Origin of the sequence: Micromonospora sp. ALFpr18c (assembly GCF_008868155.1) — a bacterium.
In the GTDB taxonomy this organism is placed as follows: Bacteria; Actinomycetota; Actinomycetes; order Mycobacteriales; family Micromonosporaceae; genus Micromonospora.
In genome coordinates this window covers 1-23,189 of the sequence record NZ_WBKR01000095.1, presented here as the reverse complement: position 1 = coordinate 23,189, position 23,189 = coordinate 1, and the positions used below count along the sequence as shown (strand labels likewise).

Below are 23,189 nucleotides of genomic sequence, written 5' to 3'. Positions count from 1 at the left end.
CGGGTGATGTTGCGGTGTTTGTTGCGGAGGCGGAACGGCATCAGGGCGCTTTCGATCTTGGTGGCGGTGGTCATCTTGGACTCGCCGTCGCGCCGCTCCTCGAAGCGGATCGGCACCTCCAGGATCGTGTGCCCGAGCTTGGTGGCCAGGTAGTGCATCTCCACCTGGAAGCTGTAGCCGTTGGACTGCACCCGGTCCAGGCCGATGTCGCGCAGAGCGTCGGCGCGCCAGATCTTGAAGCCGGCGGTCAGGTCGCGGATGCGGACCCGCAGCAGGGTGTGCACGTAGAGGTTCGCCCAGCCGCTGAGCGCACGCCGGTACAGCGGCCAGTTTTCGTCCAGCTCGCCACCGGGCACGTACCGGGAGCCGATGACCACGCCGGCCTGGGTGGAGAGCAGGGCACCCAACATGCCCGGCAGCGCCTCCGGCGGGTGCGACAGGTCGGCGTCCATCTGCGCCACGTACTCGGCGCCACCGTCGAGCGCACGCCCGATCCCGTCCACGTAGGCCCGGCCCAGGCCCTCCTTGCCGGCCCGGTGCACCACCTCGATGCGGTCCGGGTGCTCGATGGCCAGCTTGTCGGCCACCTCGCCGGTGCCGTCGGGAGAGTTGTCGTCGGCGACGAGGACGCGCAGCCCCGGCAGCGGCAGCGCGAGCAGCCGCTCGACCAACGCCGGGAGGTTGCCCGCCTCGTTGTAGGTGGGCACCACGACGGTCAGGCGTGCGTCCCGCCACGGCGACGGCAGCTGCACGGGCTCGATCATGTCGGACATCCTCGGTTTGCGGACAGGGCTACCTGAGAGGGTATCCAGTTGCCCCGTCGGAGTGGAAAACGCTCCCCTTCCGGGCGTTGCGGACGAGGTCGTGCCATGCCGACGACCGCCTGCACCCGGGTCGGGTCAGCGCAGACGCCGGGCCACGGCGGTCAGGGCCACCGCCACACCGGCGAGCGCGAGACCGGACAGCGCCGGCTTGTGGGTGCCGACCCACAGCGCTGCCGAGCGGTCCCGCGCCCGGTCCGCGAACACGCCTGCCGCACCCCGGTCCCGGTCCTCGTCGCCGGGGTGGTCGAGGTTGTCTCGCCAGGCGGTGAGGTCGATCTTCTCGCCGGTCTGCTGGCTGTCGTACCCGTCGCGGGCCAGCTTCCGGTCGAGCAGGCCGGGGATCAGGATGTCGCCGAGTCGGGCCCGCCAGGTCGGGCCGCCGACGTTGAGCTCCCGGGTGCCGTGGTCGGCGGCCCAGACGATCGCGCGGGCCGCCAGCTCCGGTGCGAAGATCGGCGGCACCGGCTGCGGATGCCGGGGCAGCCGGGTACGGACCCAGGAGAACTGCGGCGTGTTCACCGCGGGCAGCTGCACCATCGACAGCTTCACCCCCGGGCAGTCGTGCAGCAGTTCGGCCCGCAGCGAGTCGTTGAACCCCTGAACGGCGTGCTTGCTCGCGCAGTAGGCCGACTGGAGCGGGATGCCCCGGTAGGCCAGCGCGGAGCCCACCTGCACGATCGCACCCCGCCCGTGCGCGCGCATGTGTCGCAGCGCGGCCAGGGTGCCATGCACGGTGCCCAGGTAGGTGACCTCGGTGACCCGACGGAACTCGCGTGCCGGTATCTCCCACGCCGGTGCGAACACCGACACCATGGCGTTGTTGATCCACACGTCGATGCCACCCCACCGGTGCACCACGTCGTCGGCGGCCTGCTGCACCGCGCCGGCGTCCGCCACGTCGACCCGGTAGACGCGCACGTCGGCGGCGCCGCGCAGCCGACAGTCCCGCTCGGCGGCGGCCAGGCCCGCCTCGCCCCGGGCCAGCAGGGCCAACCGGGCGCCCCGGGCCGCGTACGCGTGCGCCACCGCCCGGCCCACGCCGGCGCTCGCGCCGGTCACCACCACGGTCTGCGTCACGGTCACCCCTTCTGCCGCTTGGCGATGTCGGAGAGCCGTTCGAGGGTCTCCCTGTTGCGCATGTGCAGCACCAGGTCGTTGACCTTGTTGCGCACCCAGCGCAGCGGGCCGGCGGCGAAGTCCTCCCCGAGCCGGACCCGGGTGGCGCCGTCGCCGACCGGTTCCAGGGTGAAGGCCACGACGGCCTCGCCGGCCGGCCACAGACCGGCCCGCAGCACGAGCCGGTGTGGCGGTTCGCAGACCAGCACCGTCGAGGCGTCCTGCAACGAGAACGGCCACGGGCCGGCCCGGTGGTGCAGCTGACTGCCCACCCGCGGCCACGCGTCGTCGACGTCCCGCACGTGCGCGGTGCCCACCACCCAGTCGCTGTACGTCCACCCGTCGGCCAGGACGGCGAAGACCTGCTGCGGGGGAGCGTCGATCACTTTCTCCACAATCGCCACTGGGCTCACATACCCGCGTCATGCTGGGGCCTAACGACCCGCGGGTTAGCTTCTCCGGAGTGGCGGGTAAGGCCGATCCGGGGCACCGCTGGCGGTGCTGGCCCACCGCGCCGGCCCGACGTTTACTCCTCCGGGCGCAGGGAACCCGCCGGCTGTGCGACAGGACCAGGAGGATCCGGATCAGCGCAGGTCAGCCCGGGTGTACGCCGGTGCTGACCGGGCCTTGTCCGGGCATCCTCGGGGGGTCCTGTACGACGCGGTGCTGCTCGACCGGGACGGCACCCTGATCGAGGACGTGCCGTACAACGGTGACCCGGAGAAGGTGCGGCCGGTGCCGGGCGCGCGGGCGGCGCTGGACCGGTTGCGGGCGGCCGGCCTGCGCCTGGCGGTGGTGACCAACCAGTCGGGCCTGGCCCGCGGCTACTTCAGTGACGAGCAGATGCGGGCGGTGCACGCCCGCGTCGAGGAGCTGCTGGGCCGCTTCGACGCGTGGCTGGTGTGCCCGCACGACGACGCCGACGGGTGCGACTGCCGCAAACCGGCTCCCGGCCTGGTGCACGCCGCCGCCCGGAAGCTGGGCACGAGCGCGTCGCGGTGCGTCATGGTCGGCGACATCGGCCGGGACGTCGCCGCCGCTCTGGCCGCCGGTGCGGCGGGAGTGCTGGTGCCCACGCCGGTGACCCGGCCGGAGGAGATCGCCGCCGCCGGATGGGTGGCCACCGATCTGCCCTCGGCGGTCCAGGAGATCCTGCGCCGCCAGCAGGCGGTACGGCCCGCGCCGGTCGATCAGCGGGTGGGGACGGCGCTGGTGGTGCGTTCGGACTCGGCCGGGGACGTGCTGGTCACCGGCCCGGCGATCCGCGCTGTCGCGGCCGGCGCGCAGCGGGTGGTGCTGTTGTGCGGCCCGCGCGGACGGGCCGCCGCCGAGCTGCTGCCCGGCGTCGACGAGATCATCGAGCATCCGCTGCCGTGGATCGACCCGACTCCGGCGCCGGTCGACCCGGCCGCCGTGCGTGGCCTGACCGCGCGCCTCGCCGCCGTCGGCGCGGACCAGGCGGTGGTGTTCACCTCGTTTCACCAGTCGGCGTTGCCGCTGGCGTTGCTGCTGCGGATGGCCGGGATCGGCCGGATCGCGGCGATCAGCGACGACTATCCGGGCTCCCTGCTGGACATCCGGCACCGGGTGCCGGTGGGCGTCCCCGAACCCGAACGCGCGCTCTCCCTCGCCGCCGCCGCCGGCCACCGGTTGCCCGACGGCGACGAACCCGTTCTCCGGCTCCGGTCGGACGCCGTGCCGCCGCGCCCGGCGGATCTCGGTGACCCCGGGTACGTGGTGCTGCACCCCGGCTCGGCCGCGTCGAGCCGGGCCTGCCCGCCCGAGCTGGCGACCCGGATCGCCGGTGCGCTGTCCGCCGCCGGGCACCGGGTGCTGGTCACCGGTGGCCCCGACGAGCGTGCGGTCACCGCCCGGGTCGCGGCGGCCGGCGGCACCGACCTGGGTGGCCGGACCGACCTGGCCGGGCTGGCCGCGATCGTGGCGGACGCCGGTGCGGTGGTGGTCGGCAACACCGGGCCCGCGCACCTGGCCGCCGCCGCCGGGGTGCCGGTGGTGAGCCTCTTCGCGCCGACCGTCCCGTTCGGACAGTGGGGGCCGTACCGGGTGCCCACGGTGCGGCTCGGTGACGCCGCGGCGCTCTGCCGCGACACCCGGGCCGCCAGCTGCCCGGTCGCCGGGCATCCGTGCCTGAGCGGCGTCCAGCCGGCCGAGGTGGTCGAGGCGCTGCGGGTGCTCGCCGTCCCCGGTGGTGGCGGCCGATGAACGTCCTTCTCTGGCACGTGCACGGCTCGTGGACCACGTCGTTCGTGCACGGCCGGCACCGCTACCTGATCCCCACCACACCCGATCGCGGTCCCGACGGCCTCGGTCGGGCCCGCACCTACCCCTGGCCGGACAGCGCCGTCGAGGTCACCCCCGAGGAGTTGCCCACCACCGACGTCGACCTGGTCATCCTGCAACGGCCCGAGGAGATCGACCTCGCCGCGCGGTGGCTGGGCCGCCGTCCGGGCCGCGACGTGCCCGCCATCTACGTCGAGCACAACACGCCGAAGGGCGACGTGCCGAACACCCGCCACCCGATGGCCGACCGCGACGACCTGCTCATCGCCCACGTCACCGGGTTCAACCAGATCTTCTGGGACACCGGCACCACCCGTACCACCGTCGTCGACCACGGCATCGTCGCTCCCGCCGCATCCTACACCGGTGAGCTGGACCGGCTCGCCGTGGTGATCAACGAGCCGGTCCGGCGGGGCCGGGTCACCGGCACGGACCTGCTGCCCCGCTTCGCCGAGATCGCGCCGCTGGACGTGTTCGGCATGGGCGTCGCCGGCCTCGCCGACCACCTCGGCCTGCCCGCCGACCGGCTCACCAGCCACGACGACGTACCCCAGGACCGGATGCACGCCGAGCTGGCGCGCCGGCGCGCGTACCTGCACCTGTGCCGCTGGACCTCGCTGGGGCTCAGCCTCATCGAGGCGATGGCGATCGGCATGCCGGTCGTCGCGCTCGCCACCACCGAGGCGGTGACGGCCGTTCCCCCGGAGGCGGGGGCGCTGGCCACCCGGACCGACACCCTGCTCGACGCCGCCCGCCGGTTCATCGCCGAACCGGAGGCCGCGCGTCAGGCCGGCGTGGCGGCACGGACCGCCGTACGGGACAGATACGGCCTCGACCGTTTCCTCGCTGACTGGGACCGGCTGCTGGAGGAGGAAGTATGCGGATCGCGATGATCTCGGAGCACGCCAGCCCGCTCGCCATCCTCGGAGGGGAGGACGCCGGCGGCCAGAACACGCACGTCGCGGAGCTGTCCGCCGCGCTCGCCGCCGCCGGGCACGAGGTGCGGGTCTACACCCGCCGCGACGCGCTCGACCTGCCGGTGACGGTCCGCAGCCCGGACGGGTACGACGTGGTGCACGTACCGGCCGGCCCGGCCGAGCCGGTGGCGAAGGACGCGCTGCTGCCGCACATGCGGGAGTTCAGCCGGTGGCTGGTCGAGCGGTGGCGTGGCGGCGACTGGACGCCCGAGGTCATCCACGCGCACTTCTGGATGAGTGGCCTCGCCGCGTTGACCGCCGGCCGGCAGACCGGGGTGCCGGTGGTGCAGACGTACCACGCGTTGGGCACCGTGAAGCGCCGCTACCAGGGCGTGCAGGACACCAGCCCGGCCCGGCGGATCGCCTACGAGCGGGAGTTGGGCCGCTCGGTGGACAAGGTGGTCGCGCAGTGCCGCGACGAGGTGGGTGAGCTGGTCCGGATGGGGGTTCCCCGGTCCCGGATGACGGTCGTGCCCTCCGGCGTCAACCTTTCCACGTTCGCCCCGCTCGGGCCGGCCGCCGACCGGGAGCCCGGCCGGGCCCGGATCCTGACCGTGGGTCGGCTGGTCGAGCGCAAGGGCTTCCAGACGGTGGTCCGCGCGATGGCGCTGGTCGGTGACGCCGAGTGTGTGGTGGTCGGCGGCCCGCCCGAGGGGCTGCTGGAGACCGACCCGTACGCCCGGCGGCTGCGGGCCCTGGCCGAGTCGTGCGGGGTGGCCGACCGGGTGCACCTGGTCGGCGCGGTGCCCCGCGAGGAGATGGGCCGCTGGTACCGCTCGGCGGACCTGCTCGTCGCCGCCCCCTGGTACGAGCCGTTCGGTCTGACCCCGCTGGAGGCGATGGCCTGCGGGGTGCCGGTCGTCGGCACCGCCGTGGGTGGCATCCGGGACACCGTGGTCGACGGGACGACCGGCGACCTCGTGCCGGCGCGGGATCCGCGGGCGCTGGCCGCCGCCATCCAGGGGCTGCTCGATGACCGGATCCGGCGCTTCGCGTACGCCACGGCGGCGCGGGAGCGGGCCCGGTCGCGGTACTCGTGGGCGGCGACCGCGGAGCGGCTGGCGGAGGTCTACGGCGAGGTGGCCGCGGTGCGCCGGCCCACCCGGGTGGTGGCCTGATGCCGGCGGGCAGCCTGCTCGACACCCACCTGACGAACCTCGCCGCGGCGCTGGTGCCGTACCGGCAATGTGAGCCGCTGGTGGCGCGCTGGGGTGCCGAGCTGGCCCACCGCCTGGCGGCCGGCGGCCGGCTGCTGGTCGCCGGCAACGGTGGCAGCGCCGCCGAGGCCCAGCACCTCACCGCCGAGTTGGTCGGCAAGCTGCACGACGACCGGCAGCCGTTCTCGGCCATCGCCCTGCACGCCGAGACGAGCGCGGTCACCGCCATCGCCAACGACTACGGCTACACCGACGTCTACGCCCGGCAGGTCCGTGCCCACGGACGGCCGGGTGACGTGCTGCTCCTGCTGAGCACCAGCGGCGCCAGCGAGAACCTGCTCGCCGCCGCGCTGGCCGGCCGCGACGCCGGCCTCACCACGTGGGCGCTCACCGGACCGGCCCCCAACGCGCTGGCCGACGCGTGCGACGAGGTGCTCGCCGTGCCGTCGGCCGACACCCAGGTCGTCCAGGAGTTGCACCTCGTCACGAGTCACCTGATCTGCGAGTACCTCGAACAGGAACTGCCCGCGCCGGCTGCCGCCGTCACGCCGTCCCCGGTTCGGACCGGGGTCGAGGTGGTGCTCGACGGCGGGACCGGACAGCAGGTCGACGCGTGAGGACGAGGAGGACAGCGTGAGGGGACCCGTGGTGGTGGTCGGGGACACCCTGCTCGACCGGGACGTGGAAGGGGTGGTGAACCGGCTCTGCCCGGATTCACCGGTGCCGGTGCTGGACGAGACGGCGGCCACCGACCGGCCCGGTGGCGCCGGCCTGGCGGCCGTCTTCGCCGCCGCGCAGGGCGCCGAGGTGGTGCTGGTGACCGCGCTCGCCGACGATGCCGGCGGTGCCCGGCTGAGCGCGTTGCTCGCCGCCGCGGGTGTGCGGGTGTACCCGCTGCCGCTGTCCGGGGCGACTCCGGAGAAGATCCGGCTGCGGGCCCGGGGCCGGGTGCTGCTGCGCCACGACCGGGGCGGTGTGCCCGGCGAACCGGGCCAGCCCTCCGACGAGGTGTTGCGGGTGATCGGCGCGGCGTCGGCGGTGCTGGTCAGCGACTACGGCCGGGGAGTGGCCCGGCAGCCGGCGCTGCGCGACGCGTTGGCCGCCACCCGCGCACCGGTGGTGTGGGATCCGCACCCGCGCGGCCCGGCCGCGGTGCCCGGCGTGCACCTGGCCACCCCGAACGAGTCCGAGGTGCGGGAACTGGTCCCGGCGCTGCCCGGGACGTCCCGGCTGGCCGCCGCGTCCCGGGGCGCACAGGGACTGCGCCGACGCTGGCGGGCCGGGGCGGTCGCGGTGACCCTGGGCGGGGACGGCGCGCTGCTCTGCCACGCCGGGTCGACGCCGCTGGTGGTGCCCACGCCGGGCAGCGCCGAGGGGGACACCTGTGGTGCCGGCGACCGGTTCGCGGCAGCCGCCAGCCTCGCGCTGGCCCAGGGCGCGCTGGTCTCCGAGGCGGTGCAGGTGGCGGTCGCCGAGGCGTCCGCGTACGTGGCCGGCGGGGGAGTGGCCGCGGCCCTGCCGCCGCCGGTGGGGACGCGCCGCGAACCGGTACGCGCCGGTCTGGCCGGCCCCGGCGGTGACCGGGTCGGCATCGCCCCGGTCGCCGCGCTGCTCGCCGAGGTACGCGCCGCGGGCGGCACGGTGGTGGCGACCGGCGGTTGCTTCGACCTCCTGCACGCCGGCCACGTGGCCACCCTGCAGGCCGCCCGGCAGCTCGGTGACTGCCTGATCGTCTGCCTCAACTCCGACGCCAGTGTGGCCGGGTTGAAGGGGCCGGACCGGCCGGTGATGTCCGAGGGTGACCGCGCTCGCCTGCTCGCCGCGCTGAGCTGCGTGGACGCGGTCATGATCTTCGACGAGCCGACCCCCGAGGCGGCGTTGTCCTGGCTGCGGCCGGACATCTGGGTCAAGGGCGGGGACTACGCCACCGGCGGTGGGGACACCACGAGCCTGCCCGAGGCGGAGGTCCTGCGCCGGTGGGGCGGGAACACCGTGGTGGTGCCCTACCTGGACGGTCGGTCGACCACCGACATGATCGCCCGTTCCGTCGCGCCGACGCCGACGCCGACGCGGGAGGGGGTCCGATGACCGGCACCGGTCCGAGTGTCCTGGTCACCGGCGGCTCCAGCGGGCTCGGCGCGGCGGTGGTCGCCGCGGTGGCCGCGTCCGGTGGCCGGCCGCTCGTGCTGGACCGGCAGCCGCCGGCCGACGGGGTGTCCTGGACCGAGTGCGACCTGGCCGACACCCGGGCCGCCGAGGTCGCCACCCGGCACCTCGCCGAGCAGGCCGGGGGCCTGGACGCGGTGGTCACGGCCGCCGGCATGGACGTGCCGGGGCGGCTCGCCGACGTGCCGGGGGAGACCTGGGAACGGATCGTGACCGTCGACCTGCTCGCGACCGCCGCCGTGATCCGGGCCGCGCTGCCGTTCCTGCTCATCTCCCGGGGGCGGGTCGTCACGGTCGCCTCCACCCTGGGTGTCAAGGCGGTCAGCGACGCCACCGCGTACTGCGCGGCGAAGTTCGGCGTTGTCGGCTTCACCCGCGCCCTCGCCGCCGAACTCGCCGGCCAGGTGGGCGTGACCCTGCTCATTCCCGGCGGGATGCGGACCGCGTTCTTCGACGAGCGCGACCCGGCGTACAAGCCGGGGCCGGACGCCATCCTCAACGACCCGGCCGACACCGCGGCCGCGATCATGTTCGCGCTCAGCCAGCCGGCCGGCTGCGCGGTTCGTGAACTGGTGGTCTGCGCCGAGCAGGAGACCTCGTACCCGTGATCCTGGTCCTGCGCGCGCTCGGCGTCGGTGACCTGGTCACCGCCGTGCCCGCGGTGCGGGCGCTGCGGGCCGCGTACCCCGGTCGGGAGCTGGCGCTGGCCGCGCCGGCCTGGCTGGCCCCGCTGGTCGACCTGGTCGGCGGCGTCGACCGGCTGGTGGACACGTCGGGGTTGGACCGGCCGGTCCGGGTCGGGTCGGCGCCGCGGGTCGCCGTCAACCTGCACGGGCGCGGCCCACGGTCACACCGGCTGCTGGCCGCCACCCGACCCGCCCGGCTGCTCGGCTTCGCCAGCGGCGACGCCGGCTTCTCCGACGGCCCCCGCTGGGTCGAGCAGGAGCACGAGGTGGACCGGTGGTGCCGGCTGTTGTCCTGGTACGACATCCCGGCCGACCGCGCCGACCTCGGCCTGCGCCGGCCCGCGCCGAGGGGCCTGCCCACCGGCGCCACGCTGCTCCATCCGGGCAGCAAGATCCCGGCGAAGCGGTGGCCGGCCGAGCGGTTCGCGGCGCTGGCCCGTGCGCTCACCGACCAGGGGCACCGGGTACTGCTCACCGGGTCGGCCGACGAACGGGCTCTGGCCGTGCGGGTGGCCGACGACGCCGGACTGCCCTCCGACGCGGTGCTGGCCGGCCGGACCGACCTCGGCGCGCTCGCCGCGCTGGTAGCCGACGCCCGGCTGGTGGTCAGCGGGGACACCGGCGTGGCGCACCTCGCCACCGCGTACGGCACCGCGTCGGTGGTGCTGTTCGGGCCGGTGCCGCCGGCGCGTTGGGGGCCGCCGCCGGACCGTCCCCGGCATCGGGTGCTCTGGGCCGGCGAGGGGGATTGGCCCAGGTGGGACGGGGTAGGAAGCCATCCGACGTTGGCCGCTCTGCGCCTCGACGAGGTGCTGGCGGCCGTGGCTGAGGTGGAACGGGTGGTGCGGGTCTCCGGTGCGATTGCGGCGTAGCGATCCGGGCCGGCCGGGATACGGGCGTCGCCGGCGCGGCAGGGGTTGGCTCTTTCTCGACCCGAGCGGCGCGCCGGTCCGCGACGCCGACGTCCTGGCCCGGCTGCGCGAGCTGGTCATCCCGCCGGCCTGGCAGAACGTCTGGATCTCGCCGTACCCGAACGGGCACATCCAGGCGACCGGCATCGACGCGGCCGGGCGCAAGCAGTACGTCTACCATCCACTGTGGCGGGAGAAGCAGGACGAGGCGAAGTTCGACCGCATGCTGGAGGTGGCCCGGCGGCTGCCGGCGCTGCGGGAGCGGGTGGGGCGGGACCTGGACGGCCGGGGACTCGGTCGGGACCGGGTGCTGGCCACGGTGGCCCGGCTGCTGGACATGGGGATGTTCCGGGTCGGCAGCGACCAGTACGCGGCCGGCGACGACCCGACGTTCGGGGTGTCCACCCTGCGTCCCGAGCACGCCCGGTCGCGGGGCGGTTGTGTGGTCTTCGTGTTCCCCGCCAAGGGCGGCATCGAGCAGGTGCGCCGCATCGAGGACCCGGAGCTGTGCCGGGTGCTGGTCAATCTGCGGCGTCGCCGACGGCAGGCGGACCGGTTGTTCGGCTACTGGGACGGCCGGGAGTGGCGTGACGTGCGCAGCGACGAGGTCAACGGCTACCTGCGCGATGCCAGCGGCGGGGAGATGACCGCCAAGGACTTCCGCACCTGGCACGCCACCGTGCTCGCCGCGACCGAGTTGGCGACCGTCGGTCTGGCCCGCTCGGTGACCGCGCGTCGTAGGGCGGTGGCGGCCGTGATGCGCGAGGTCGCCGACCTGCTGGGCAACACCCCCACGGTGGCCCGGACGTCGTACGTGGACCCGCGGGTCGTCGACCTCTACCACGACGGGGTGGTGGTGCCGGTCGAGCCGGGGGCGCCGCGCGAGGAGGCCGAGCGGATCGTGCTGGCGTTGCTGGAGAAAGCCTGACCGGCCCCGCCAACGATCCTGGGGGGAGACTGACGGGACCGGGGTCTCGGCCGGTCGAGGCTGGCACCGGGCGGCCGCCCGCCGCCGCTGGCGGCGGGCGCCTCGCCACGGCCCCCGTTGGCGGCCTCGCACGGGCCCGCTGTGCGGGCGGTGGTCGGTCGCGTTGGGTGTCAGTCTGCCCGCCGGGAGTTGACCGTGGACGCCGGGCGGTTGACGATCCGTGCCGGATCCGAGGTGGATTCCCGGTACGCCTGGGGGCTGGTGCCGTACGCGGCCCGGAACACCCGGCTGAAGTGGGCCTTGTCGGCAAACCCCCACCGTGCGGCGATGGCCTGCACGGGCTGGGCTCGCAGGGCCGCCTCGCTAAGGTCGCGCCGGCACCCGGCCAGCCGCGTGTCGCGGATGTACGACGCCACCGTGGTCTCCTCGGCCTCGAACAACCGGTGCAGCGAACGCAGCGAGATGTGGTGGGCGTCCGCGACGACCTGCGGGGTGAGCGTCGGGTCGCCGATGTGTCGGTGCACGTACGCCTGCACCTGGGTGATCAGCGCACGACGTCGTACCTCGGTCGGCACCGCGTCCTCGGCGACCAGGTGTCGGCCGAGCATGGTGGTGGCCAGGTCCAGTCCCACCGCGCCGAGGCGACCGGCGTCGGCGGCATGATACTGCTCGGGATGCCCGGTGACCCGGAGCAGGAACTGCGCCAGCAGCGCCCCGATGCCCTCGGTGCCGGACATGCGGCCCCCGTAGAGCGTGGCCATCCGCTGTGGTGGCAGCGGCAGCGCGGCGTGCGGGATCAGCGTGATGATCGAGGTCGCCTGGGTTCGCTCGGGCTCGGTCGCGTGATGGCAGACGTCGTGCGGCCGGGAGGCGTCGTAGAAGGTGAACTCCCCGCTCAGGATCTCGCTGCGGCGACCGTCCTGACAGGACGTGCCGATGCCGCCGGTGGTGAGGGCCAGCACGTACAGCTCCGGGTCCGACTGGCGGACCAGCTTGCGGGTGCGGGTGGCGTCCAGCGACGGGTACTGGTATCCGACCAGCTGGATCGGGCCGAGGTCGAAGAAGTCGGCCCGGGCGGCGAAGTCGTCGGCGTGCGCGGACCGGATCCGCAGCGGCGCCGAGGTGCGCGCGACCAGGTCCAGCCACATGCCGAACCGCTCGCCCGGCGGCAGGACGGTGGTGTCGATGGCGTTGTGGTGCAGCATCCGACTCCTTACGACGCCCGTCGACGAACGAGTGTCTCGATGCCGTCGAGGATCCGGTCGAGGCCGAAGGTGAACTCGTCGTCCGGGTCGTCGTCCTGGTTGAGGACGCCGGAGGTCAGCACCCGGTGCAGCGCCGGGTACCGGGCCGGGTCGATGAGCCGGGCCACGGTGCGGCCGTACGCGGGCATCAGCTCGCCGGGGTCGATGCCGGCGGCCCGGCTGCCCTCGGCGATCTGGGCGGTGAGCGTGGCCTCGTTGCGGACGTAGCCGGTGATCAGCAGGATCACCGACATCTTCTCGGCCTCGGCCAGCCCGGTGTCGTCGAGGCAGCGCAGCCCGTCCTCCAGCCAGCCGAGCTGCTGCGGGGTGATCGGTGGGCCGGTGATCGGCACGTGCAGCAGCCAGGTCCGGTGCCGCAGCACGTCGCGTTCGGCCCGGGCCCAGCGGGTCAGCCCGGCCCGCCAGCCGTCGCCGGGGGAGGGTGGCCCGGGCGGTGGCCCGTAGCCCGTGTCGACCATGAGCAGGAGCAGCTCGTCCTTCGAGCCGACGTAGCGGTAGAGGGCCATGGTGGCGGCGCCCAGCTCCTTCGCCACCCGGCTCATCGAGACGGCGCTCAGCCCGTCGGCGTCGGCCACCTGGACGGCGGCGTCCACGATGCCGGGCACGGTGAGCCCCGGCCGGGGCCCCTTGGGTGGGCGCTCGCGCAGCCCCCAGGCGCTCTCGATGGCCGGTGGGATCACCGGGCCGCTGTCGTCCGTCTTCGCCGCCACTTTTCCTCCTTGCCTCGCCATCCTAGTTCTGCGTATGGTCTACGCATCACAGCGTACGCCCTACGCAGAAAGGATCTGATCATGACGACGACGATCACACCGGCACCGCGGGCGGGCCGACGGGAGTGGATCGGGTTCACGGTGCTGATGCTGCCGTTGCTCCTGGTCTCGATGGACGTGTCGGTGCTCTACTTCGCCGTCCCCTTCATCAGCGAGGAGCTGCGTCCCAGCGCCACCCAACAGCTCTGGATCTTCGACATCTACGGCTTCGTGCTGGCCGGGCTGCTGATCACGATGGGCGCGCTGGGCGACCGGATCGGCCGGCGCCGGCTGCTGCTGCTCGGCGCCACCGCGTTCGGCGCGGCGTCCCTGCTGGCCGCGTACGCCGACAGCGCCGCGACGCTGATCGCCGCGCGCGCCGTGCTCGGCATCGGCGGGGCCACCCTGATGCCCTCCACCCTCGCCCTGGTGCGCAACATGTTCCACGACGCGCGGCAACGCGGCACCGCGATCGGCATCTGGACCGCCACGCTCACCGGCGGCATCGCGATCGGCCCGGTGCTCAGCGGCGTCCTGCTGGAGCATTTCTGGTGGGGTTCCATCTTCCTGATCAACATCCCGGCGATGCTGATGCTGCTCCTGCTCGCCCCGGTCCTGGTGCCCGAGTTCCGCAACCCGGCCGCCGGGCGGTTCGACCTGGTGAGCGCGGTGCTGTCGCTCGGCGCGCTGCTGCCGGTGATCTACGGCATCAAGGAGATGGCCCGCGACGGCGTCGACGTGGCCCGGGTGCTGGCCGTCGTCGCCGGCGTGCTGATCGGAGCGCTGTTCCTGCACCGCCAGCGCACCCGGGCGTACCCGATGATCGACCTGGCGCTGTTCCGCCGCCGCGGCTTCGCCGGATCGCTCGCGGTCAACCTGCTGGCGATGTTCGCGCTGGTCGGCTTCGCCATCTTCACCACCCAGCACCTCCAGCTGGTGCTCGGGATGAGCCCCCTGCGGGCGGCACTGTGGAGCCTCGTCCCGTCGCTCGCGGTGGGCGGCGTCGCCCCGGCCGCGGCCGCGCTCGCCCAGCGCGTCGAGCGGGCGTACCTGATCGGCGCGGGCTTCGGGATCGCCGTGCTCGGTTTCCTGACGCTGACCCGGGTCACGCCGGACTCGCCGCTGTGGCTCCTGCTGGCCGGTGCCAGCGTCTACGCGGGCGGCCTGGTCATGGTGATGTCGCTCGTCACCGAGCTGGTGCTCGGCGCGGCACCGCCGGAGCAGGCCGGTGTCGCCTCCGCGCTGACCGAGTCCAGCAGCGAGCTGGGCGGCGCGCTCGGGATGGCGATCCTGGGCAGCGTGGGCGCGGCGGTCTACCACCGCGAGGTCGTCGACGGCCTGCCCGCCGACCTGCCGGTGGACGCCCGCGACGCGGCCCAGGAGACGTTGGGCGGCGCCCTCGCCGTGGCGAAGGGGCTGCCGGCGGAACTCGGCGACGCGGTGCTGCACGCCGCCCGGTACGCGTTCACCGACGGGCTGCACCTCGCCGCGTACGCCGCCATGGTGGCGATGCTGCTGGGGGCGGTGACCGCGCTGATGGCGCTGCGCGGCGTCCGTCCGGCCGACCCCGCGGTGGTGGCCGCGGAGCCGACCGGACCGGCCGGTACGCCGATGCCGTCGGTCAGTCGTTGAGCACGTGCGCGAGGCGGTCGCGGAAGCGCCGCTCGGAGTCGCTGACCGCCTCACCGCCGAGGCCGAGCAGGCCACCGCTGGAGGCGGCACCCACCACCTGCTCAGCGATGGTGACCAGCCAGTGCTTGTACGCGCCGGCCTCGCCCTCGTCGACCCGGGCCGCCAGCAGCGCGGCGGCCTCACCGGCCCGCAGCAACACGTCGTCGATGTACGCCCGCGGGTCGGCGGGCGCGATGACCGGCAGTTCCTCGCCGGTCTCGGGGTCGCCGACCCGGGTCACGATCTCGCCGGCCACGGCGGCGACCAGCGGGCTGGCCGACTCCCGTCCGGCCGCGATGGTCTCCAACCCGGCCGCGTTCTCCGCCATGGTCCGGCGGGTGCCGTCGGACTCGGCGGCGCTCGCCGCGGTCAGCACCGACTGCGGCAGGCCGGCGAGCAGCCCCCACTCCCCGTCGGAGAATCCAAAACCGGTGTACGCCGGTTGCTCGATCACGGCAACGCCCCTTCCGCCCTGCTTGGTGTGGTCAATCGGTGCCCGGATCAGGCTAGTCCAGCGTCAACAGGCCCTGTTCGGACACCACGCGCACCGACAACGTCTTGTACCCGACCTCATCGAAGAGAACCGTCATCTTGTCGTCCTCGTACGAGAGCACCATGCCGTTGCCCCACTCCGGGTGGCGCACCTGGCTGTGCACCGGGAACGGCCCGACCGCCCCCTGGTCGGCGACGCTGGTGCCGTTGTGGCAGTTGTCGCAGTGCGCGCAGACCTTGGTCATCTGCTCGCCGAAGTAGGCCAGCAGGGTCTGCCCCCGGCAGGCGTTGGTCTCGGCGAAGGCCCGCATCATGTCGGTCCGGGAACGGGTCACCGTCTGCTGCCGTTCCGCCTCGGCCAGCGCGGCGGCGGCGGCGTCGGTCGGGGTGGGCGAGTAGCGGGGCGCGCCGATGCGCTGCCGGGCCCGCGGTTCGGCGGCACCGACCTGCTCCAGCAGGGAGAGGTACTGGCCCAGCTTGCGCGGTCCGAGGCCGGTGGCCTCGCGCAGCTCGGTCTTGGTGGCCGGCTTGCGGCGCAGCAGCGCGGCGAGGTCACGCAGTTCGGTCTCGTCGGGCAGGCCGCCGCTGAAAAAGCGTTGCAGGCCCACGTCCTCGGCCTGCCACAGCAACAGCACCCGCGCGGGCTGTCCGTCGCGCCCGGCCCGGCCGATCTCCTGGAAGTAGCTGTCCGGCGAGTCGGGCAGCGCCATGTGCACCACCCAGGCAATGTTCGGCTTGTCGATGCCCATGCCGAACGCCGAGGTCGCCACCATGATCGGCACCTGGTCGGCGAGGAACGCCTCGTGCAGTTCGGCGCGCGCCCCGGCCGCCATCCCGCCGTGGTAGAACTGCGCCGGGAAGCCGGCGTCGGTCAGCCGGGTGGCCAACTCCTCGGCGGCGCGGCGGGTCGGCACGTAGATGATCCCCGGCCGCTCGTCGTCGCGCAGCAACGCGACCAGACGCCGCCACCGGTAGTCCTCGGTGGGGCAGTGCGCCACCTCGAGGAAGAGGTTGGGCCGGTCCAGTCCGGACACCACCACCTCCGGCTTGCGCAGCCGCAGCCGGGCGATGATGTCGTCGCGTACCGGCGGGGAGGCGGTGGCGGTCAGCGCGACCACGGGCGGGCGGCCGATGCCCTCGATGAGGTGCCCGAGCGCCAGGTAGTCGGGGCGGAAGTCGTGCCCCCACGCCGAGATGCAGTGCGCCTCGTCGATCGCCACCAGCGCCGGCTTCAGCGCGGCGACCTCGGCCATCCGGTCGGGGTTGCTCAGCTGCTCCGGGGTGATGAACAGGAACTCCGCCCGACCCTCGCGGATCTCGGTGATCGCCTGGGCCTGCTGGGTGGGTGACTCGTTCGAGCTGATCCGCACCGCCCGCAACTCGGGGCGTTGGCGCTCGTTGAGGGCCGCGATCTGGTCCTGTTGCAGGGCCAGCAGCGGGGAGATCACCACGGTGGGGCCGGGGATCAGGCTCGCCGGGATCTGGTAGATCGCCGACTTGCCGGCACCGGTGGGCAGCACCACCAGGGCGTCGCGTCGCTTCATGACGGCGCGCATGGCGGCGAGTTGGTTGGGCCGCAGCGCGTTCCAGCCGAACAGGCTGCGCGCCGCGCGGCGCAACGACATCGAATGCGTGGACAGTTTCATCGAGGGCCGGAGGTACCCGAGCCCATGACCGCCGAAACGCGTTCGGACGATCATGGGCTCGTCGGGTCGGCGGGTCAGCGCAGGCGGGGCAGGACCTCACGCTGGTACAGGTCGAAGAGGCCCTGGTAGTGCGGGCCGGTGTGGGCCACGTACACCTCGTCGAAGCCGGCCTTGGCGTACTGGTCGATCATCTCCAGGTGCGCGTCGGCGCTGTTGCCGCACACGAACGCCTCCTTCATCATCTCCGGCTTGACCAACTCGGCGGCCTGCTCGAAGTGCCGCGGCGAGGGGAGCACCTGGGACAGCTCACCCGGCACCCCGGCGTTGGGCCACCGCTCGTACGCGATCCGCATGCCCTCGTCCTCGCTGTCCGCGTACGCCGCCTTGAAGCCGGCCTGGCACGGCTTGTCGCCGCCGCCGTTCTCCCGGAAACGGCGGACCAGTTCGGCGTCCGGCATCGTGCTCACGTAGCCGTCGCCGATGCGGGCGGCCAGGTCGACGGCCTTCGGGCCGAAACCGGAGACGTAGACCGACGGGGGAGTGTCCGGCAGCGTGTAGACCCGGGCGTTCTCCACGGTGTAGTGCTTGCCGTGGTGGTTGACGAAGTCACCGCGCCACAGCTCGCGCATCACCTCGACGGCCTCTTCGAGCATCTCCAGCCGGACGTCGGCCTGCGGCCACGCGTCGCCGAAGATGTGCTCGTTGAGGGCCTCGCCGGTGCCGACGCCGAGCACGAACCGTCCGCCGTGCAGCACCGCGCTGGTCGCCGCCGCCTGCGCGATCACCGCCGGATGGATGCGCACCGTCGGGCAGGTCACCGCGGTGGTCACCGGCAGCGAACAGACCTGGCTGAGCGCGCCGATCATCGACCAGACGAACGGGCTCTGACCCTGGGCGTCCACCCACGGGTGGTAGTGGTCGGAGATCCACAGCGCCTCGAAGCCGGCCTGTTCCGCACCGCGCGCCTGCTCCAGCAGCTCGGCGGGCGTGTACTCCTCACTGGACAGAAAGTAACCGATCTTCATGAGGTCCCCTTCGGCGCGTACCTGCTGATGGGGACTGCGGTACCCCGGCCGCCGTCGGTCACACCGGTTGCCGGTGCCGGAGCCGGTGTCAGCGGCGGCCGAACATGGCCCGGATCGCGGCGAGCAGCAGCAGGGCGCCGACCACCAGGCCGAGCAGGCGTACGCCGGGGATGTCGGCCGGGCTCGTCGCGTCGGCCAGCAGGGCGGGATCCATCCCCGAACTCTCCCCGGTACCGGGCCGCCGGGCAACTGTAAGGTTTATTGACTATTCAATCGCTCGGTGTGACCATGGCAGCACCGCCTGCCCGGGCGGTGCGCCCCAGGCGCGCGAGAGATGGGGTACGGGGGCCGCATGAGCGAGCGCAACCAGCGGGTCGGCGTGAACGCGCCGACGCAGGAAACCGACGCCCAGCACCGCGAGGAGAACGCGTGACCGCGCCCGTCGGGCACCTTCCGGCGCTCGCCGCCGCCGTCCTGCAACCCGGATTCGTCGGCACCACCCCGCCGCCGTGGGTGTGTCGCTGGCTCGGCGAGGGGCTCGGCTCGGTGGTCCTCTTCGCCCGCAACGTCGTCGACACCGAGCAGGTGGCGACCCTCACGGCGACGCTGCGCGCCGAACGCCCGGACGTCATCGTGGCGATCGACGAGGAGGCCGGTGACGTCACCCGGATCGAATCCGGCCGGGGCAGCTCCCGACCCGGCAACTTCGCCCTCGGGGCGGTCGACGATCCGGCGCTGACCGAGGCGGTCGCCCGTGACCTCGGCGCCGAACTGGCCGCCGCCGGGGTCACCCTCGACTACGCCCCGGACGCCGACGTCAACTCCAACCCGGCGAACCCGGTGATCGGCGTCCGCTCCTTCGGGGCCGACCCGGACCTGGTCGCCCGGCACACCGCCGCCTGGGTACGCGGACTCCAGGCCGGCGGCGTGGCCGCCTGCGCCAAGCACTTCCCCGGCCACGGCGACACCCGGGTCGACTCCCACCACGACCTGCCCCGGATCACCGCCGACCGGGACCGGCTCGACGCCTGCGAACTGGCCCCGTTCCGGGCCGCCGTGGCCGCCGGGGTGCAGGCGGTGATGACCGGCCACCTGCTGGTCCCCGCCCTGGATCCGCACCTGCCGGCCACGCTGAGCCAGCGCATCCTGGGCGGCCTGCTCCGCGACGAGTTGGGCTTCTCCGGCGTGGTGGTGACCGACGCGGTGGAGATGCGTGCCGTCGCCGACCGGTACGGCTTCGCGCAGGCGGCGGTCCGCGCCCTCGCCGCCGGGGCCGACGCGATCTGCATCGGCGGCGAACGCGCCGGCGAGCAGGACGCCCGCGAGCTGCGCGACGCCATCGTGGCCGCCGTGATCTCCGGTGAACTGCCCGAGGAACGCCTCGCCGAGGCCGCCAAGCGGATCGGTCAGCTCGCCGCCTGGACGGTGGCCACCCGTACCGCCCGGTCGACGGCGCGCGACGCCACCGACGTCGGGCTCGTCGCCGCTCGCCGCGCCGTGCGGGTCACCACCGCGCGGCCGGAGACCGTGCTGCCGCTGACCCGCCCGGCGTACGTGGTCGAGTTCGAGCCGCCCCGCAACATCGCCATCGGCGCGGAGACGCCATGGGGCCTCGGGGAGCCGCTGGGCGAGCTGCTGCCCGGCACCAGCACGGTCCGCTACGCCGAGCCGGACGTGCCGGCCGACCCGGGCGCCGCCGCGGGCGACCGTCCACTGGTGCTGGTCGTCCGCGACCTGCACCGGCACGCCTGGATGCGTGCCGCCGTGCGGCGGGCCGTCGCTGCCCGCCCGGACGCCGTCGTCGTCGAGCTGGGCGTGCCCGAGCTGGTCACCGGGGCGGTGCACGTGGCGACCCACGGCGCCACCCGGGCCAGCGGGTGGGCAGCCGCCGAGGCGCTCACCGGCCGGGTGCGCTGACCGCCCCGCGAACGCGCTGAGCGCCCTGCGCGCGCTACGGCTGCTCGGCGACCAGGTCGGCGCACTCGGGGTGCTTGTCGATGAACGCGGACACGAACGGGCACTGCGGAACCAGCCGGCCACCACGGGCCCGGATCTCGTCCAGGGTGCCCCGGATCAACGCGCTGGCCACGCCCTTGCCCTGGAAGGCCGGGTCCACCTCGGTGTGGGTGAAGACCAGCACCTCCCCCCGGGGCACGTACGCGGTGAAGCCGGCCAACGCGTCGTCGACCAGGATCTCGAAGCGGTGCTTCGCGGGGTTGTCCTCGACCAGGTTGCTCACCGGGCCATTCTCCCTCGCCGGTCGGCGACCGCGTCCAGTTCGGCGAGCAACCGGTCCACCTCGTCGGCCGTGTTGTAGTGGTAGATGCTGGCCCGCACCGCGCCGCCGCTGTCGCGCAGCCCCATCAGCTGAAAGTACTCGTAGGCGTAGTAGTCGCCGGCCGAGAGGCAGAACCCGGCGGCGCCCAACGCCGCAACGCCGCCCAGCGGGCCGGGTCGGCCACCATCGCCGCCAGGTGCGGCCCGGACCACTTGTAGGCACTCGTGACCAGCACGTCGGCGCCGAGCGAGGCCAGGTCGGTCGGTCCGTGCGGCACCGAGTGCACCCCGTCGACGCAGACCAGCGCGCCGACCGCGTGCGCGGTCTTGGCGATCGCCGGCACGTCCGGCACCGTGCCGATGGCGTTGCTGCCGGCGGTCACCGCGACCAGCCGGGTCCGCTCGCCGACCGGTGGTTCGCGTCCGCTGCTCGGCGCTCACTGGTGGCTGGGCGTCGCGGACGTCTCGTACCCTTGGCGAGGTGACGAACCGACCCGCCACCATCCCGATGCCCCCCGCCCGCCGCGCCGCCGGCCTGTTCGCCGGTCTGGCGCTCGGCCTCGCCGTGCTGGCCGGCTGCAGCTCCCAGGGCGCCTCCACCGACTGCGGGCTGGACGCCTGCACGGTCACCTTCGAGCGGGGTGTCGACGCGAGCGCCACCATTCTCGGCGTCGAGGCCAAGCTGGTCGGCGCCGAGGGTGACCAGGTGACCGTCGAGGTCGCCGGCGAGCAGCTCACCCTCACCACCGGGCAGCAGGCCACCGAGGCCGGTGGCTTCGCGGTCACGCTGGACAGCGTCACCGACCAGCAGGTCAAGATCCGCGTTTCCCGCAATCCGGGCAACTGACCTGGTCGGGCGGCGGTGGCCGACGTTTGGGGATCAACAAATTCGGAGATTGTGGCGCCATGTCACTCACCCGTAGCGCCGAAGCCACCGCCTCCCGTACGGCGGACAGCCGGTGGCTGGAATTTCTCGCCCGGGCCGGCTTCATCGGCTACGGCATCGTCCACCTGCTCTTCGCCTGGCTGGCGTTGCAGATCGCGTTCGGCACGTCGTCCGACGACGGCGACCAGTCCGGCGCGCTGCGGACCCTCTCCGAACAACCGCTCGGCAAGTTCCTGGTCATCGCCACTGCGGTGGGCCTGCTCGCCATGGCGATCTGGCAGGCGCTGGAGGCGGCGGTCGGGCACCGCGCCGAGCGGGGCAGGGAGCGGGTCGTCGAGCGGCTCGCCTCGGCCGGCCGCACCATCGTCTACCTCTACTTCGCCTGGACCGCGTTCAAGGTCTTCTCCGACGCCGGGTCGAACAGCGCGGATCAGCAGGAGGCGCTGACCGGCAAGCTGATGACCTCCAGCGGTGGCCGCTGGCTGGTCGGCCTGGCCGGGCTGGTGCTCGCCGCGATCGGCGTCGGTCTGGTGATCTACGGCATCGTCAAGCGGTTCGAGAAGCACCTCAAGACCGGCGAGATGAGCCCGAAGATCCGCACGCTCGCCCGCCGCCTCGGCATGGCGGGGTACGTGGCCAAGGGCATCGCGTACGGCATCTCCGGCCTGCTGATCATCGTGGCGGCGGTGAACTACGACCCGGAGAAGGCCCGTGGTCTGGACGCCGCGCTGCACACGCTGCGCGAGCAGTCGTACGGCACGTTCCTGCTGACCCTGGTCGCCCTGGGCATCGCCGCCTTCGGCCTCTTCTGCTTCCTCCAGTCCCGGTACCGCAAGGTCTGAGCTGGTCGATTCCGCGGGCGTGGGGCACTATTGGGCTTTTGCCCGAAGCGCCGTCGCCTGGTCGAAGGGAAGCACCGAACCCGTGCAGAGTTACCTGACGACGGCCGTCGCCGCGCTCGCCGCGGCGGCGGTCGCGCTCTTCCTGGTCGAGGTCGTCCACCGGCTCACCCGCCGGTTCGGCCGCCGGTCGTTGTTGATGACCGAGCTGACCGACCACGCGCACCGTCCGTTCCAGGTCGCCGCGACGGTCCTGGCCGTCCAGTTCGCCGTCCGCTTCAGCACCGGGTACGCGGTCGGCCACAGCTGGCGCCGGCTGACGCTGCACCTGCTCATCCTCGCCGTCATCGCCACCACGGCCTGGCTGGTCGCCTCGCTGCTGATCGTCGTGGAGGACACCGCGCTGGCCCGGTTCCGGGTCGACGTACCGGACAACCGGCACGCCCGGCGCGTACGCACCCAGGTGGTGATGCTGCGCCGACTCACCATCGCGGTGATCGTCATCCTGACCGTCGGCGTGATGCTGATGACGTTCCCGAGCGTGCGCGGCATCGGCGCCGGCGTGCTGACCTCCGCCGGTGTGGTCGGTGTGGTGGCCGCCCTCGCCGCGCAGAGCCTGCTCGGCAACGTCTTCGCCGGCCTGCAACTCGCCTTCAGCGACGCGGTCCGCCTCGACGACGTGGTGGTCGTCGAGGGGGAGTGGGGTCGCATCGAGGAGCTGACCCTCAGCTACGTGGTCGTGCAGATCTGGGACGACCGGCGGCTGATCCTGCCCACCTCGTACTTCACCAGCAAGCCGTTCCAGAACTGGACGCGTACCGAGGCGGCAGTGCTCGGCACCGCCGAGTTCGACGTCGACTGGGCGGTGCCGGTGCAGGCCATGCGGGAGGAGCTGCGCCGCCTGGTGGAGGGCACCGAGCTGTGGGACGGCCGGGTCTGCGTCCTGCAGGTCACCGACGCCACCGGCGGGATGGTGCGGATGCGCGCGCTGGTCAGCGCCGCCGACGCGGGCAGCCTGTGGGACCTGCGCGCCCTCGTCCGCGAGCACCTGGTGGGCTGGATCCGGGACAGCCGTCCCACCGCGATGCCCCGGATGCGTACCGAACTCGGCGACGCCAGCAGCAATCTGCCCTGGCAGTGGGTGCAGCCGAGGCTGCCGGCACGACACGCTCCAGCGGCTTGTGGCGCACCGCGTTCAGAATGATCTGGACGCTGGCCACGCCCGGTCGGGCGATGGCGGTGAGCGCCTGGTCGCAGGTCTCGACGCTGACCC

22 protein-coding genes and 3 pseudogenes are annotated in these 23,189 nt (G+C 73.6%); 13 read left to right on the top strand and 12 right to left on the bottom strand.

Translation table 11 applies throughout. The features are described from left to right. From F8271_RS17980 to F8271_RS17970, 3 genes are all read right to left on the bottom strand, one after another. A partial coding sequence (locus tag F8271_RS17980) for a polyprenol monophosphomannose synthase (protein WP_151490924.1) occupies positions 1-764 on the bottom strand: 764 nt, incomplete at its 3' end. Positions 765-899: 135 nt separating this feature from the next. Further along, positions 900-1,901, bottom strand: a complete 1,002-nt coding sequence (locus F8271_RS17975) for an SDR family oxidoreductase (RefSeq protein ID WP_151490923.1) — start codon at positions 1,899-1,901, stop codon at positions 900-902. A 2-nt stretch (positions 1,902-1,903) separates the two neighbouring features. Next, positions 1,904-2,344 (bottom strand): SRPBCC family protein, encoded by a 441-nt coding sequence (locus tag F8271_RS17970; protein WP_151490922.1) that lies wholly within the window; start codon positions 2,342-2,344, stop codon positions 1,904-1,906. Between the two features lie 199 nt (positions 2,345-2,543). On the opposite strand from F8271_RS17970, the gene F8271_RS17965 reads away from it, so the two are divergent. The 8 genes from F8271_RS17965 to F8271_RS17930 are packed head-to-tail and all read left to right on the top strand — an operon-like array spanning position 2,544 to position 11,066. After that, positions 2,544-4,163 (top strand): HAD-IIIA family hydrolase, encoded by a 1,620-nt coding sequence (locus tag F8271_RS17965; RefSeq protein ID WP_370461927.1) that lies wholly within the window; start codon positions 2,544-2,546, stop codon positions 4,161-4,163. Continuing rightward, complete coding sequence (locus tag F8271_RS17960; protein ID WP_151490920.1) at positions 4,160-5,134, top strand: glycosyltransferase; 975 nt, start codon at positions 4,160-4,162, stop codon at positions 5,132-5,134. Before F8271_RS17965 ends, F8271_RS17960 begins: the two co-directional genes overlap by 4 nt. Beyond that, positions 5,119-6,336, top strand: coding sequence for a glycosyltransferase (locus F8271_RS17955; RefSeq protein ID WP_151490919.1), 1,218 nt, complete (start codon positions 5,119-5,121; stop codon positions 6,334-6,336). The genes F8271_RS17960 and F8271_RS17955 overlap by 16 nt, the downstream gene beginning before the upstream one ends. Beyond that, on the top strand, positions 6,333-6,992 hold the full coding sequence (locus F8271_RS17950) for an SIS domain-containing protein (RefSeq protein WP_151490926.1): 660 nt from the start codon (positions 6,333-6,335) through the stop codon (positions 6,990-6,992). The genes F8271_RS17955 and F8271_RS17950 overlap by 4 nt, the downstream gene beginning before the upstream one ends. 16 nt (positions 6,993-7,008) lie before the next feature. Continuing rightward, positions 7,009-8,463: a PfkB family carbohydrate kinase gene (locus F8271_RS17945; RefSeq protein ID WP_151490918.1), complete on the top strand. Its 1,455-nt coding sequence runs from the start codon at positions 7,009-7,011 to the stop codon at positions 8,461-8,463. Next, positions 8,460-9,149 (top strand): SDR family oxidoreductase, encoded by a 690-nt coding sequence (locus tag F8271_RS17940; RefSeq protein ID WP_151490917.1) that lies wholly within the window; start codon positions 8,460-8,462, stop codon positions 9,147-9,149. Before F8271_RS17945 ends, F8271_RS17940 begins: the two co-directional genes overlap by 4 nt. Then, positions 9,146-10,099 (top strand): glycosyltransferase family 9 protein, encoded by a 954-nt coding sequence (locus F8271_RS17935; RefSeq protein ID WP_151490916.1) that lies wholly within the window; start codon positions 9,146-9,148, stop codon positions 10,097-10,099. The genes F8271_RS17940 and F8271_RS17935 overlap by 4 nt, the downstream gene beginning before the upstream one ends. Then, on the top strand, positions 10,083-11,066 hold the full coding sequence (locus F8271_RS17930; protein WP_151490915.1) for a DNA topoisomerase IB: 984 nt from the start codon (positions 10,083-10,085) through the stop codon (positions 11,064-11,066). The genes F8271_RS17935 and F8271_RS17930 overlap by 17 nt, the downstream gene beginning before the upstream one ends. 170 nt (positions 11,067-11,236) lie before the next feature. Here the strand turns inward: F8271_RS17930 and F8271_RS17925 are convergent, their stop codons facing one another. Both F8271_RS17925 and F8271_RS17920 read right to left on the bottom strand, forming a co-directional pair. Continuing rightward, positions 11,237-12,271, bottom strand: coding sequence for a helix-turn-helix domain-containing protein (locus tag F8271_RS17925; protein WP_151490914.1), 1,035 nt, complete (start codon positions 12,269-12,271; stop codon positions 11,237-11,239). An 8-nt stretch (positions 12,272-12,279) separates the two neighbouring features. Beyond that, complete coding sequence (locus F8271_RS17920; RefSeq protein ID WP_151490913.1) at positions 12,280-13,041, bottom strand: TetR/AcrR family transcriptional regulator; 762 nt, start codon at positions 13,039-13,041, stop codon at positions 12,280-12,282. Positions 13,042-13,122: 81 nt separating this feature from the next. Between F8271_RS17920 and F8271_RS17915 the strand changes: the two genes are divergently transcribed. After that, positions 13,123-14,712: an MFS transporter gene (locus F8271_RS17915; RefSeq protein WP_151490912.1), complete on the top strand. Its 1,590-nt coding sequence runs from the start codon at positions 13,123-13,125 to the stop codon at positions 14,710-14,712. Here the strand turns inward: F8271_RS17915 and F8271_RS17910 are convergent. From F8271_RS17910 to F8271_RS33845, 4 genes are all read right to left on the bottom strand, one after another. Beyond that, positions 14,702-15,205 carry a hypothetical protein gene (locus tag F8271_RS17910; RefSeq protein ID WP_151490911.1) on the bottom strand — a complete coding sequence of 168 codons (504 nt, stop codon included), beginning with the start codon at positions 15,203-15,205 and terminating at the stop codon, positions 14,702-14,704. The genes F8271_RS17915 and F8271_RS17910 overlap by 11 nt on opposite strands. 52 nt (positions 15,206-15,257) lie before the next feature. Beyond that, positions 15,258-16,889: a RecQ family ATP-dependent DNA helicase gene (locus tag F8271_RS17905; RefSeq protein ID WP_151490910.1), complete on the bottom strand. Its 1,632-nt coding sequence runs from the start codon at positions 16,887-16,889 to the stop codon at positions 15,258-15,260. Between the two features lie 74 nt (positions 16,890-16,963). Beyond that, positions 16,964-17,914 (bottom strand): TIGR03557 family F420-dependent LLM class oxidoreductase, encoded by a 951-nt coding sequence (locus F8271_RS17900; RefSeq protein WP_151490909.1) that lies wholly within the window; start codon positions 17,912-17,914, stop codon positions 16,964-16,966. An 88-nt stretch (positions 17,915-18,002) separates the two neighbouring features. Beyond that, the gene (locus F8271_RS33845; RefSeq protein WP_255421242.1) at positions 18,003-18,128 is read right to left on the bottom strand and encodes a hypothetical protein; all 126 of its coding nucleotides are present in this window, start codon (positions 18,126-18,128) and stop codon (positions 18,003-18,005) included. Between the two features lie 215 nt (positions 18,129-18,343). On the opposite strand from F8271_RS33845, the gene F8271_RS17895 reads away from it, so the two are divergent. After that, positions 18,344-19,831 carry a glycoside hydrolase family 3 protein gene (locus F8271_RS17895; RefSeq protein WP_192580339.1) on the top strand — a complete coding sequence of 496 codons (1,488 nt, stop codon included), beginning with the start codon at positions 18,344-18,346 and terminating at the stop codon, positions 19,829-19,831. A 34-nt stretch (positions 19,832-19,865) separates the two neighbouring features. On the opposite strand, the gene F8271_RS17890 is transcribed toward F8271_RS17895, so the two are convergent. Both F8271_RS17890 and F8271_RS17885 read right to left on the bottom strand, forming a co-directional pair. Beyond that, positions 19,866-20,153, bottom strand: coding sequence for a GNAT family N-acetyltransferase (locus F8271_RS17890; protein WP_151490907.1), 288 nt, complete (start codon positions 20,151-20,153; stop codon positions 19,866-19,868). Next, a pseudogene (locus F8271_RS17885) lies at positions 20,150-20,601 on the bottom strand (aminotransferase class V-fold PLP-dependent enzyme); the annotation flags it as partial. The pseudogene F8271_RS17885 and the gene F8271_RS17890, both read right to left, overlap by 4 nt. A 71-nt stretch (positions 20,602-20,672) precedes the next feature. Here F8271_RS17885 and F8271_RS17880 point away from each other — a divergent pair. The 3 genes and pseudogenes from F8271_RS17880 to F8271_RS17870 form a co-directional block, all read left to right on the top strand. Continuing rightward, entirely contained in the window at positions 20,673-21,038 is a 366-nt protein-coding gene (locus F8271_RS17880; protein WP_370461926.1) for a hypothetical protein, read from the top strand. A gap of 59 nt (positions 21,039-21,097) precedes the next feature. Then, positions 21,098-21,919: a DUF1206 domain-containing protein gene (locus F8271_RS17875; protein ID WP_151490906.1), complete on the top strand. Its 822-nt coding sequence runs from the start codon at positions 21,098-21,100 to the stop codon at positions 21,917-21,919. Positions 21,920-22,001: 82 nt separating this feature from the next. Next, positions 22,002-23,105, top strand: a pseudogene (locus F8271_RS17870) (mechanosensitive ion channel family protein); the annotation flags it as partial. On the opposite strand, the pseudogene F8271_RS17865 reads toward F8271_RS17870, so the two are convergent. After that, positions 23,059-23,189 (bottom strand): annotated as a pseudogene (locus F8271_RS17865) (aldo/keto reductase); the annotation flags it as partial. The pseudogenes F8271_RS17870 and F8271_RS17865 overlap by 47 nt on opposite strands.

What these genes read in the sequence shown, in the direction of transcription:
- F8271_RS17875 (WP_151490906.1), top strand. Translation starts at nt 21,098, where the DNA reads ATGTCACTCACCCGTAGCGCCGAAGCCACCGCCTCCCGTACGGCGGAC.
- F8271_RS17915 (WP_151490912.1), top strand. Translation starts at nt 13,123, where the DNA reads ATGACGACGACGATCACACCGGCACCGCGGGCGGGCCGACGGGAGTGG.
- F8271_RS17955 (WP_151490919.1), top strand. Translation starts at nt 5,119, where the DNA reads ATGCGGATCGCGATGATCTCGGAGCACGCCAGCCCGCTCGCCATCCTC.
- F8271_RS17940 (WP_151490917.1), top strand. Translation starts at nt 8,460, where the DNA reads ATGACCGGCACCGGTCCGAGTGTCCTGGTCACCGGCGGCTCCAGCGGG.
- F8271_RS17905 (WP_151490910.1), bottom strand. Translation starts at nt 16,889, where the DNA reads ATGAAACTGTCCACGCATTCGATGTCGTTGCGCCGCGCGGCGCGCAGC.
- F8271_RS33845 (WP_255421242.1), bottom strand. Translation starts at nt 18,128, where the DNA reads ATGGATCCCGCCCTGCTGGCCGACGCGACGAGCCCGGCCGACATCCCC.
- F8271_RS17900 (WP_151490909.1), bottom strand. Translation starts at nt 17,914, where the DNA reads ATGAAGATCGGTTACTTTCTGTCCAGTGAGGAGTACACGCCCGCCGAG.
- F8271_RS17925 (WP_151490914.1), bottom strand. Translation starts at nt 12,271, where the DNA reads ATGCTGCACCACAACGCCATCGACACCACCGTCCTGCCGCCGGGCGAG.
- F8271_RS17960 (WP_151490920.1), top strand. Translation starts at nt 4,160, where the DNA reads ATGAACGTCCTTCTCTGGCACGTGCACGGCTCGTGGACCACGTCGTTC.